The following is a 12,696-nucleotide window of genomic DNA, read 5'->3' on the forward strand; positions in this document are numbered from 1 at the left end:
TCTTGAAACGATTACTACTAAGTTCCTTACTACTTGGGCTAAACAGCGTATGTTTAGCACAAACTGTCAGTTACAGGGATTTATTTGACCGTATCAGGAAAAATCCTTCAGACACCACCACTGTCACTGCTTTTTTGCAAAAAATTAAAAAGGACGGCGCAGAAACGGATTCCACCGCTTTAAAAGCTGAAAAGTTTTACGGCTTTATTTCGGACACCAAAAACCACCGGCATGTAGCCCAGATCGCTATTTTCATCGGAAGCCAGTACAATAATGTCGGAAAGTATTCCCAGGCCCTGAAATACGAGATCATCGCCGAAAAGCGATTGAAACGCATTCCTCTGACGCATTTGCTGGGCACAACTTACAGTTTGATGGGAAACACTTATTTCGCTTTGAAAAATGAAAAAAAGCAGGAAGAAAGTTTCCGGAACTGTTACGATATCGGGGTGAAACTGGGCAACCAAATGACGATTGCCGTCGGAGCTACCGGATTGGGCAATTATTACAGCAGTATCAAGGAATACGAAGCTTCGAACAAATGGAACTATAAAGCGCTGGCACAATTCGACGCCATTCACAACAACCTGGCAAGTGGCATTATTCGCGTGAATATTGCAGCGAATTACCGCAAGCTCCACCAAATGGATAAGGCGAAAAAGATGCTCCGGGAATCCGAAAAGAACGTATTGCTGAGCGAAAACAATTATGCCAAATCCGGGTACCACCAGGAAGTGGGCGATCAGTTCATGGTTGAAAAAAAATATGCAGAAGCCATTCCTGCCTACAAAACCGCTCTCGACCTCGTACTGATCGATAAGGCAAACCACAACATTTCCGATCTTTCCAAACTCCTGTCAGAAGCTTATGCTAAAAATCACCAGTATAAAGAATCGGTGGATGCTCTGAAAATGCACCTGCAATACAAAGACAGCGTGTTCAATGAAACCAGTAATCAGCAATTGCTTTCTACGGAAGAACAATACAAAACGGAGAAAAAAGATGCCGAGATCAAATTACTGAGCCAGGCAAATGCATTGCACGAAAGTGAACTGGATCGCAAACAATTTATGATTTGGGCCTTCGGATTTGCAGGATTGTTATTGGTCGGAGTCGGGATTTATCTGTTGAAATCCATTCGCAGAAAAAACAAAACCAACGAACTGCTCGCTTTAAAAAATACGATTATTGAAGAAAAACAGCAGGAAATCCTCAGCAGTATCAATTACGCCAAACGCATTCAATATACACTTTTGGCAAACGATTCCTTACTGGAGTCGAACCTCAAAAAGCACTTTGTACTTTTCCAGCCCAAAGACATTGTTTCCGGCGATTTCTACTGGGCAATCAAAACCAAAACACATTTTTTCCTGGCAGTTTGCGATTGCACGGGCCATGGTGTTCCCGGAGCTTTTATGAGTTTGCTCAATATCAATTTCCTCAAAGAAGCCATCACGGAAAAACACCTTTCCGATCCAGGACAGATTCTTGATTTCGTTAGAAAACGCCTGATCGAAAACCTGGACCAGGGAAAACATTTCGACGGAATGGACGGAATACTGCTGTCCATGAACCTCGAAACCAGGGAGATTCAATACGCGGGAGCCAATAATGGCCCGGTAATTATCCGCAACGAAGAAATCATCGAGTTGCCTTACGATAAAATGCCTGTCGGAAACGGGATACGCACCAACATGTTCCAAACACATGCATTACCGCATCAAACCGGTGATTGGTTGTACCTGTTCACAGATGGTTATGCGGACCAGTTCGGTGGATTGAAAGGGAAAAAATTCAAGTACAGCAAGCTGAAAGAATTGCTTTTGAACACCAGCAAAAAACCGGAAAACGAACAGCACTCGATTTTAAGAGATACATTTAACCAGTGGAAATCGGACCTGGAGCAGGTGGATGATATCTGTGTATTTGGAATCGGACTTTAGAGGAAGTTCAAAAGGTTTAAATCTTCTTCGCTCTGTGCCTTCGCTGACCTTGCTCTGCCGAAGTGGCTACACAAAGGCAAGAGCTTCAGCATAAGCGTTGTGAGTTTCGAAGGTTCAAAGAGATCAAAAGAGTTCAGGGTTGTTTAACATATGAAAACATTTGAACATTTGAACATTTGAACATTTGAACATTTGAACATTTGAACATTTGAACATTTGAACATTTGAACATTTGAACATTAAACAACTAATTTCCTGCCCAAATATACCATTCCGATACAGAAACTGATCGAGATCACGATATTCAAAACCGCAATCAGCCACTGCCCTCTTTCCATCAATTCCAGGTTTTCTTTTGCAAAGGTTGAAAATGTACTGAATCCGCCGCAAACACCGATAATCCAAAATGCCTGGAAGGAATCCGCATTCGCAGGTTTCATTTTCATCATCAGTACCAGGAATATACCTACCAATAAAGAAGCCAGCAGATTGGAAGCGAGTGTTGCGACCGGAAAAACGGATTTCGGGAATTTAAGAATTAACTGACTGATCCCAAAACGCAGTAAGGACCCGATTCCTCCTCCCAAAAAGACATAAAATACATTCATTCGGACGTTGTTTTAGTACCAAAAAATCGTTGATACAACTTCCAAAATACGAAAGCCCACAAAATTCCCCAAATAACGCCGCAAAGTACATCCGATAAATAGTGCATCGTCAGGTAAATCCGGCTAAGCCCGATCAAAGCAACGCAAAAGATCAGGATCCATTTCAGGTTCGGGTAGAACTTGCGCAGGAAGAACCATCCCAACAATGCTACTGCAGCATTATTGGAGGCGTGGGAAGAAAAGAACCCGTATTTTCCGCCCAAATAGGTATGTCCGTCTTCCATGAAATAATGCAGGTGTTTTTCCAGCAGCAAATTATGGGACGGGCGGTACCGCATGATCGTGTCCTTGAAAAAGAAAGTCGTGGAACTATCTACGATGGCTATCATTAACAGGGCCATTGCCAGGAACACAAACATGGTTCGCGTTCCATAGTTCCGGTAGATCAAATAAATGAGCAATAAGTAAAACGGAATCCACGTGGCTGTTTTGGTAACATACCAGAAAAACTGATCCAAGAACGGCGTATTCCAACCATTTATCGTTAGAACAATACTTCTGTCAATGGATTCCAGGTATTCAAACATGGGTCAAATGCTTCCAGATCAAGTCTTTTAATTCCGTGAGGCCTTGCTGTGCAACAGACGAAATGAACACATAAGGTATTTTCGGCAAATCCTTGCTCATTGCTTCTTTCAATTCGTCGTCCAGCATATCGGATTTCGTAATTGCCAGCAAGCGCTCTTTGTGCAGCAATTCCGGATTGTATTGTTTCAATTCGTTTAGCAGCAATTTGTATTCTTCGTGAATATCATCCGCATCTGCCGGAACCATGAACAACAAACAGGAATTCCGTTCGATGTGGCGCAGGAAGCGCAATCCCAAACCTTTTCCTTCGTGTGCCCCTTCAATGATTCCCGGAATATCTGCCATTACAAATGAACGGTAATCGCGGTATTTGACAATTCCCAGGTTCGGTCGGAGCGTGGTAAACGGATAGTCCGCAATTTCGGGTTTCGCTGAAGATAAAACAGAAAGCAGCGTACTTTTCCCGGCATTGGGTTTCCCCACCAAACCGACATCCGCCAGGATTTTCATTTCGAGGATCATCCAGCGTTCCTGGCCAGGTTCCCCGGGCTGTGCAAAACGCGGAGTCTGGTAGGTCGACGATTTAAAATGATCGTTCCCTAAACCTCCGCGACCTCCCGGTACCAGGATCTTTTCCTCGCCGTCTTCCGTGATCTCGAAAAGTGTTTCTCCGGTTTCCGCATCTTTTGCCAGGGTTCCAAGCGGAACTTCAATGTACTTATCTTCTCCCTGTGCACCTTTTTGCAATTGGCCAGAACCATGTTCCCCGTGACCGGCTTTGGAGTGTTTCTGATACTTCAAATGAAGTAAAGTCCACAATTGACTGTTCCCGCGCAGGATAATATGGCCGCCGCGTCCTCCATCACCACCATCCGGTCCTCCCTGCGGAATATACTTTTCGCGACGAAAATGCGCCGAACCACCACCTCCGTTCCCGGAAGTACAGTGAATTTTTACATAATCAACGAAATTATCTGATGCCATACTTTTTTCTTTTAGAAAAAGTTCAAGTGTTGAAATGTTCAAAAGGTTCAATAATCTCGCAATACCGGCGGATCAAATTCGAACTTTGGAACTTTTTAAACGTTTGAACCGTTTTGAAAAACTCCTATAGACTTGAAAACCGCACTCTGTTCGAATGCGGTTAACGTCCGGGTTGTTTTCCGTAATTAATTATTGTCTATTGCAGCGTACAATCTCTCTGAAATATCGTCGATACTTCCGATGCCGTCTACTGCAATGTATTTTCCCTGTTTTTCGTAGTAATCTTTCACCGGCGCCGTTTCATTCTTATAAACATTGATACGGTTCTGGATTACTTCCGGATTTGCATCATCCGGTCTTCCGCTGACTTCCGCACGTTTTTTCAAACGCTCTCGCAATTCTTCTTCAGCTACTTCCAACCCAACCATCATGGTAATTTCGGTATTGATAGAACCAAGGAATGAATCCAAAGCCTGAGCCTGTGCATTTGTTCGTGGAAATCCGTCAAAAATAAAGCCTTTGGCATTTTCATGCTTCAACACTTCGCTTTTCAACATATTAATTGTCACCTCATCCGGTACTAAATTTCCCTGATCCATGTAACTTTTTGCCAATAGGCCCAATTCGGTTTCACCTTTGATGTTTGCGCGAAAGATATCACCTGTTGATAAATGCACCAGGTTATATCTGACGATCAATCTTTCCGACTGTGTCCCTTTCCCTGCTCCGGGAGGGCCAAATAGTACGATGTTCAACATACTTTTTTCTTTTAATGGGATTTATTCTCCCTTCAGTTGATAAATGTGTTCGGTATTTCTTCCCTGCTCGTTGTAATCCAGGCCGTAGCCTACTACAAATTTGTTCGGAATGGAAAAACCAATATATGTTGGGGTATGTGTTCCTTTAAATGCGTCCGGTTTGAATAACAAAGTTGCTATTTCCAAACTTGCCGGTTTTTCTACCGATAACAAGGTAAATAACTTCTCCATCGTAATACCGGTGTCTACGATATCTTCCAAAATAACGACGTGTTTATCTTTGATCGACGTTGTAAGGCCGATTACCTCATCCACTCTTCCGGAAGAATGCATTCCCTGGTAGCTGCTTACTTTTACAAAGGTAATTTCACAGGAAGACCGGAAATATTTCATCAGATCAGCAGCGAACATAAACGCTCCGTTCAAAACAGCAATAAATACGACCTCTTTTCCCGCGTAATCCTGTTCCAATCGTGCAGCTAAAGCCGAAATCTCTGACTGAATTTTTTCTTTTTGGATAAAAATCTCAAATGTTTTATCGTTGAGTTGAAGCACTTTGTCGTCTAATTTTAAGTGCAAAACTACGATTTTTACACCAATTAACGGCTTAAGTCACGAAGAAATCCCGTGAAAAGACAAATTCAGTGAATTTCGGGCTGATTCTAAAATCCGATCTGCAGTACATCCTTTTCATACAAAAACAGGACAAAACCCATACTTTCCTCAACTGCCAACTAAATCCTTTTTTTTACTTTTGTGGCATGAAAAAACAATGGAACGGAAACTCTTATAAAGTTGGAATGCTTGGTGGCGGACAATTGGGCCGCATGTTTATACAGGAAGCCTTGAATTATGATGTTCATGTACATTGTTTGGACCCCGATGCAGATGCTCCGTGCAGGCACCTGGCAACTTCTTTCCGGCATGGTTCTTTGCTGGATTTCGAAACAGTGGTGGATTTCGGGAAGGACAAAGACGTGGTAACCGTAGAGATCGAACACGTGAATGTGGAAGCATTGCGCGAATTGGAAAACCGCGGAGTAAAAGTATTCCCGCAGCCAGACGTACTGGCAATTGTACAGGACAAAGGCTTGCAAAAGGAGTTCTACCTGAAACACGGTCTTCCGACGGCGGAATTTACCCTCGTAGACGGAAAAGAAGCCTTACTTGCTCAAAACATCCCGTTCCCATACGTACTGAAATGGCGTAAAGGCGGATACGACGGAAAAGGTGTGCAAATGATGAAATCTGCTGCCGATTTCGACCAGTTGAAAGACACTCCTTACGTGATCGAACAGCTGGTGCCTTTCACCAAAGAACTTTCGGTGATAGTTTCCAGGAATGAAGCGGGAGAAAGCGTGGTTTACCCCACTGTGGAATGTGAATTCAGTCCGGTGGCAAACCTGGTTGAGTTCCTGTTTTCACCTGCAGAAATTTCCGAAGAAGTAGAGAGAAAAGCACGTGAAATTGCGCTGAAAGTGATTGATTCGCTGCAAATGGTCGGTATTTTGGCCGTAGAACTTTTCCTGACTGCTGACAATGAGATTTTGATCAATGAAATCGCGCCTCGTCCTCACAACAGCGGGCACCATACCATTGAATGCTGTTATACTTCCCAGTTTGAACAACACCTGAGAAGTATCGTAAATGCTCCGTTGGGGTCTACCAAACTGATTACTCCCGGAGTAATGATCAACCTGCTGGGAGAGCCCGGCTACGAAGGAACTGCCAAATACGAAAACCTCGAAGAAGTCATTTCCCTGGAAGGAGTCAGTGTTCACCTGTACGGAAAGCAAACTACCAAACCTTTCCGCAAAATGGGACATGTAACCATCTACGGGCCAAACCTGGATGAACTCAAAACAAGGGGAAGAATGGTGGCTAAAGAATTAAAAATCAAAGCTTAAATTCAATTATTACGCTTTAATTACTACCTTTAACCCCCAATTTGAGAACAATTTGAAACTGCACACACTTATTCTTGTATTCTCTCTACTTGTATTGAGCCCGCAACTTCATGCGCAGTTATATACTTTCCAGGAATTCAATCACCAGGACGGTTTAAAGATAACCACTACCCTTTCTGCCACCCAGGATGAACTCGGGCATTTACTGATCGGAACGGATGGAAACGGGATTGTCCGGTTTAACGGGACCACTTTTGAATCCATGCACAACTCCAAAGGATTGGACCGCCCCTATCACGTTACGGGAATTGCGCTGGTAAACGGGGAAATTTATTTTTCCACACTTTATGCCGGGATCCTGAATTACTACAACAACGGGATCCACTCTTTTTACAAGATAAATCCTGTTACGGAAGGTTCTGCTTTACGCATCGCAAAATGCCAGAGTAAACTGTCCATTATCACCAATAATTACATGCTGGTGACGGATCTCAACGGAAAACTACTTCTGAAAAAGCCCTATTTGTCGAGGTATATCAGTAAATGTGTCCAGTTATTGGAAACTCCCTACGGGAACATTCTGATTACCGATAAAGATTCCTATTTCATCAGTGCTGCGGAAATTGTTCCTTTGGACAAATGGTTGGATTCACCGGGCATTCGTTTTAAGATCGCTTCATATTACCAAAAGAAACTGGTGCTTTACGATGAAAGCGGGAAAAACAAATACACGTATTACTTCTCGAACAACGGAAGTATTTTCAGAAAGGCTGTTGAAGCTACGAATTTCGACTTTTCCATCAGTCCGATCGACAATGTGACTTCCAGGAATAACCGCATTTTCTTCAGTCATTCGGATAAACTGCTTTTTTCCATTGAAGAAGACAAACTCAAGCGTATCGCTCCCAATTACGACCATGAATTAGGGGTTATTTATCATCTTTTTATTGATCAGTCGGGCGATTATTGGATGAATACCTCGCAGGGAATTACCAAAATAAGCATTGAGCCTTTCACGAAAGTGAAACTAAGCCCGATTTTCGAAGACAACCTGATCCTGCAGATTTTCCGAACAAAGAACAATGAATTCCTGTTGGGCAACGGAAAAAACGAAGTCTATTACGGTCCTTTGTATTCCGGGGATTTCCGGTTGAAAAAGAATTTCCGGGCAAACCACATACTGGAATGCCCACTCGGAACGCTCATTTGCTCTGAGAACGGTATTTATGAATTAAAAAACGGAGAAATCCGCGAAACGAATATTCCCAACCAAAAAGGCGAACGGATCAAATTTGCACTCTGGGATGGAGAAAACCTGTGGTTCGCACCCGTTCAAAAAGGTCTTTACTGTTACAACCCGAAAACTAGGACCAGCACGAAATTAAAAATGACCGATGCCCCCGATTACTTCTATTGCGGGCAGAAATCGGCTGACGGAAAATTCCTCTATTTTGGCTCCAACGAAGGGATCAAAAAACTCAATCTTGCAACCAAAGAAATCAAGCACTTAACCCGTTTTAATGAAATCGGAGCTTACGCCGGGAATTCTACTACCGACATGTATGGGAACCTGTGGTTCAGCCTGGACCGGGGAATAGCAGGAATCGACCGGAAACACCGCCTGATCCTGATCAAAGATCAAAAAATCCTGCCTTCTTATTTGTTCTATACACTTACCGCGGATAAACTCGGAAACCTGATTATCGGGACCAACCTGGGAATTCACATTCTCAAAATGGACAAAAACGGGAAAGTGGTTTACCACAAAAATTACAACGAAAAAAACGGGTTCACCGGTTATGAAACCAATATGCGGGCGGTTTTCCAGGATGAAAACAAATCGTTTGTAGGGACTTCCGAAGGTTTGTTCCTGATCAATACGGAAATCTTAAAGAACTACCCGGTTCCGCCGAAACCCATCATTATCAAAGGGCGCTTGTTCCAAAACGGAGTGATCCGCGACGTGGACCAGGGAAAATACCTGACATTCAAAACCATTCTTTCCAAAAACAGTGGACTGGAATATTATTATAAGATTGCCGGATACAATAAATTCTGGATCAGGCTCAACAGTTCCGGAGAAATGAAAATGCCTGAACTGGAAAATGGTTCCTACCGCCTGGAAGTAAAATCCAGTTTCGACGGAATCAACTTTTCGGAGATTGCACACTACCCCATCCTGATCCACAACCCGATCTGGCAATCCAAGTGGTTTATCGTGATCATTATTCTTTTCCTGGGATTGTTGAACATAGGTTACCTGGAATGGACCAGGACCGGAATGCGGATTAACCTTTACGAGATAAGCTACAACTCCCTGGATCCGCGCTTTGTGCCCAAACTGCTTTTATTCGGAGCATTGACCAATGTATTGACAGGTCTGATCATTTACTACTTCGTAGATGAAAAGCTGGCCTATGTCATGGTAAACATTCTGGCAAGTTCGGTGCTGATCGTCGCTTATTTTGTACACCGCATTTCTTCCCGCCGGAACAGGCTGGATTACATCAACAACCTGAGTTTGTATTTCTCACTGATTGTCCTTTTCATCCAGTTTTTCTACATCCTCTTCATTTCGAACATTCATCCGTACCCGATAACGGCAATTGTACTTATTTCAAGCGCGCTGCCTTACCTTTTGAATAACATCCGTTCGATCATCATTATTTGCCTGCTGGAAATCCTGGTTGCGGTCATGATGCTGATCTGGATCGAAAATCCGGTTTACAACGGCGTGCTCTTTATTCTTACGATCGGGGTTTCCTCGGCACTGGTTGTAATGGTTACTTATCTGAGAAACGATTCCCTGGAAAAACTGTTCTTCGTGAGCAACATCCTGAACAAAGGGAACATGATGGCCATTTCCTTCGATCAAAAAGGAATCATCACCTATTGCAGCAAGAACCTTTCTTCTTTGCTTCACATCGATTCAAACATGATTGTAGGGAAATCACTTTCCACCCTGAACCCGATTGTAGTATCCGCTGAGATGCGTGAATTCTCGCTGGGAGATGAATTTTCGGACGGTAAAATATTCCTGGTGCCGATGTACAACAAAAAAGGCGAAGTGGTGTGGATCGAATGGTCCTGTAAATACTTCTCCGACTCAGTACGTGTTATCATGGGACAAGACGTAACGGAAAAACTGACACTGACAACGAATTACCAGTCGTTGGTAGAGAATGCACACGATATGATCTTCAATACGGATATCGACGGGCATTTCACCTACCTGAACGAAATGAGTAGCCGCACTTTCGGGTATAAGCACGAAAACCTCGTAGGGAAGGATTCCGTGACTATCGTTCACCCGGAATACCGCGAAATTGTAAAGGATTTCTTCCGCAACCAGATCATTAACCGGATCCAGAATACTTACCTGGAATTCCCTATCCGTACGAAAGAAGGACGCATTATCTGGCTCGGACAAAACGCATCCATTGTATTCGAACCGGGTTCACGCAAGCGTATTATCGGGTTCACGGCTCTTGCCCGTGATATCACTGAAAAAAGGGCGAATGAACTATTGATCGAACAGCAAAACAAGGACATTACTTCGAGTATCAACTCGGCAAAACGCATTCAGTACAGTTTATTGCCGAAGGCTTCCGAAATCGGAGGTCATTTTGAAGATTATTTCGTGATTTTCAAACCGAAGGACATTGTCAGCGGCGATTTCTACTGGACCCATAAAATCGGGAATAAACTGATCCTGGTACTTGCAGATTGTACCGGGCATGGTGTTCCGGGTGCTTTCATGACCATTCTTGGAATTAACCTGTTAAACCAATTGGTGATCGAACGCAAAATTGATGATCCGGCAGAAATCCTCAACGGGTTGAATAACGAACTGCATAAACTGCTTCACCACGGAAACAACACCCTGACAACCGAAGGAATGGATGCACTGGTGGTAGTCTTTGAAGGAGATGCTATCCAGTTTGCAACCAGCGGCGTTGCCCTGATCCATATTCACCAGGAAGAATTTAACCTGTACAGGTCTACGAAACTCGAAAAGGACATGGAATTGCAGATTTATGAGAACAAGGCCATTTCCCTTTCGGAAGAAGACCAGCTTTACCTGATTACAGATGGGTTCCAAAAGCAGTTCGGTTCCATCCGCAACAAAAAATTCTCCTTCAAACGCATCCGCGAATTGCTTGAAAAGATCAAGGTCGAATCAATGCCATTGCAGAAAAAGTATTTTGAAAATGCCTGGTCGAACTGGTCCGAAGGACACGAACAAACGGATGATATCACGATTATCGGATTGAAGAAATACCTGAAACAAAAGGAGAATGAGAGTGAGGATGAAACCTCATAGCCGTGATCAGTCAATGGTTCTTTTTACCAGGTAACGCACCGGGAAATAAGACGATAAAACACTCAGCAGGACCACCATTCCAAAAATGAACAGTACGTCAATTGCGCGCAAAATAACCGGGAAGGCTTCACCGCCGGAATTCGGCATTTTCAGGAACGCAAACTGCATTTGAAGCAGGCAAACGCCAACACCCAAAACCAATCCGATCCCGATTCCTTTGAATGCAATTAAAATTCCTTCAAAAAAGAAGATCCGGAAAATAAACTGCCTGGTAGCTCCGAAGCGTTCCATGGTTTCGATGTTTTCCTTCTTCTCAATAAACAACATGTTCAGCGATGCGACCAGGTTGAATGCAGCCAGTACGAAAATGAACAGCAGGATCAATACCACAATTTTCTTTTCGCTCTCACTGGTCTTAAAGATCAATTCGTTCTTTTCAGCAGCTGTTTTAATCATGAATTTCTTTCCGAATTTAGCTACAAGTGCTGCTTTAACGGATTCAATGTGTTGCTTATCGGCATGAAAATAAATCGCTGTAATGTCCGACCCGTAATTCAGCTGGATTTCAGCGTAGTTGAGCGGCACCAATACATCCGACATATTCACGTCCTTGTTGTAGTTCATCCTTCCCACCACTTTCAGCGGGGAAACTTTGAACGGGCTTTTTAAACGGGCAATGGAGGCATCTCTTAACGGCGTATACAAGGTCAATTCTTCGTATCCGTCCATTTCGGAAATATATCCGTCAATTTTATCCAGTAAACTTGCCCCGATAACGGCCGTAGGCTCGCCATTCTCTTCGAGGTACGGATAACCGTCGACCATGTGATTTTTCAGGTTACAGGCTTCCACAAACGAATAATCTACTCCGACCATGCGCGCATTGATCCATTTCTTGCCGTGTTTGATGATGACGGTTTCCTCAATGGCTTTGGACACCGAAATAACTCCCGGAAGTTTCCGGAGTTCCCGGAAGTTTACTGCCGTGGAATCGAAGGTTTTCCCTTCCAGCGAACGCATGGTAATGGCCGGATCGTAATCCGAATAAAGTTTGGAAACCATTTGCTCGATCCCGTTGAAGGCCGATAAAATAATCACCAGGGCCGCTGTAATGACCGAAATTCCGACAACCGATATGCGCGTAATCCAATTGACCAGGTTACGCTGTTTCCGGGTATATCGAAGGTACCTTCTCGCTATGAAAAATGAAACCTTAATCTTTCAGCAATTTATCAATGGTTTCTGCATAATCCAGGGAATCATCAATATAGAACTGAAGTTCCGGAATTTTGTGCATGTTCTTCAACCGTTTCCCGACTTCTCCGCGGATTTTTCGGGAATTCTCCTGGATATTTTTCAATACTTCCTTCTTGTCAGGACCCGCAAAAATCGATAAATAAATACGTGCCAAAGACAGATCGGAAGTTACCCTTACAATCGTCACACTGACCATTGCACCCAAGCAAATCTCACGTGCATTGCGTTGAAAATAAGTCGATAATTCTTCCTGAATTACTCCCTCAACCCGGTTTTGTCTAATTGAACTCATGCTGCAAAGTTAAGAATTGTAAACTCGTTCAACCA

10 protein-coding genes are annotated in these 12,696 nt (G+C 43.4%); 3 read left to right on the forward strand and 7 right to left on the reverse strand.

Going from position 1 to position 12,696, the window contains the following annotated elements:
* Positions 1–2: 2 nt before the first annotated feature.
* On the forward strand, positions 3–1,943 hold the full coding sequence (locus ABDW02_RS10630) for a SpoIIE family protein phosphatase (RefSeq protein WP_343634534.1): 1,941 nt from the start codon (positions 3–5) through the stop codon (positions 1,941–1,943).
* A 239-nt stretch (positions 1,944–2,182) separates the two neighbouring features.
* On the opposite strand, the gene crcB is transcribed toward ABDW02_RS10630, so the two are convergent.
* The 5 genes from crcB to hpt all read right to left on the reverse strand — a co-directional run bounded on the left by crcB (position 2,183) and on the right by hpt (position 5,460).
* Positions 2,183–2,551 (reverse strand): fluoride efflux transporter CrcB, encoded by a 369-nt coding sequence (gene crcB / locus ABDW02_RS10635; RefSeq protein ID WP_343634535.1) that lies wholly within the window; start codon positions 2,549–2,551, stop codon positions 2,183–2,185.
* Positions 2,548–3,138, reverse strand: a complete 591-nt coding sequence (locus tag ABDW02_RS10640; RefSeq protein WP_343634536.1) for a phosphatase PAP2 family protein — start codon at positions 3,136–3,138, stop codon at positions 2,548–2,550. The genes crcB and ABDW02_RS10640 overlap by 4 nt, the downstream gene beginning before the upstream one ends.
* Positions 3,131–4,123, reverse strand: a complete 993-nt coding sequence (gene obgE / locus ABDW02_RS10645; RefSeq protein WP_343634537.1) for a GTPase ObgE — start codon at positions 4,121–4,123, stop codon at positions 3,131–3,133. The genes ABDW02_RS10640 and obgE overlap by 8 nt, the downstream gene beginning before the upstream one ends.
* A 185-nt stretch (positions 4,124–4,308) precedes the next feature.
* Entirely contained in the window at positions 4,309–4,881 is a 573-nt protein-coding gene (locus tag ABDW02_RS10650; RefSeq protein ID WP_343634538.1) for an adenylate kinase, read from the reverse strand.
* 21 nt (positions 4,882–4,902) lie between these two features.
* Positions 4,903–5,460: a hypoxanthine phosphoribosyltransferase gene (gene hpt / locus ABDW02_RS10655; RefSeq protein ID WP_343634539.1), complete on the reverse strand. Its 558-nt coding sequence runs from the start codon at positions 5,458–5,460 to the stop codon at positions 4,903–4,905.
* Positions 5,461–5,642: 182 nt separating this feature from the next.
* Between hpt and ABDW02_RS10660 the strand changes: the two genes are divergently transcribed.
* Together ABDW02_RS10660 and ABDW02_RS10665 are read left to right on the forward strand one after the other, a co-directional pair.
* On the forward strand, positions 5,643–6,788 hold the full coding sequence (locus tag ABDW02_RS10660; RefSeq protein ID WP_343634540.1) for a 5-(carboxyamino)imidazole ribonucleotide synthase: 1,146 nt from the start codon (positions 5,643–5,645) through the stop codon (positions 6,786–6,788).
* 52 nt (positions 6,789–6,840) lie between these two features.
* Positions 6,841–11,112, forward strand: a complete 4,272-nt coding sequence (locus ABDW02_RS10665) for a PAS domain S-box protein (RefSeq protein ID WP_343634541.1) — start codon at positions 6,841–6,843, stop codon at positions 11,110–11,112.
* Between the two features lie 6 nt (positions 11,113–11,118).
* Here ABDW02_RS10665 and ABDW02_RS10670 read toward each other — a convergent pair whose 3' ends face one another.
* Positions 11,119–12,330: an FtsX-like permease family protein gene (locus ABDW02_RS10670; protein WP_343635941.1), complete on the reverse strand. Its 1,212-nt coding sequence runs from the start codon at positions 12,328–12,330 to the stop codon at positions 11,119–11,121.
* Complete coding sequence (rbfA, locus tag ABDW02_RS10675; RefSeq protein WP_343634542.1) at positions 12,326–12,661, reverse strand: 30S ribosome-binding factor RbfA; 336 nt, start codon at positions 12,659–12,661, stop codon at positions 12,326–12,328. The genes ABDW02_RS10670 and rbfA overlap by 5 nt, the downstream gene beginning before the upstream one ends.
* Between the last annotated feature and the right edge of the window lie 35 nt (positions 12,662–12,696).

It is taken from the genome of Fluviicola sp., from assembly GCF_039596395.1.
In the GTDB taxonomy this organism is placed as follows: Bacteria; Bacteroidota; Bacteroidia; order Flavobacteriales_D; family Crocinitomicaceae; genus Fluviicola.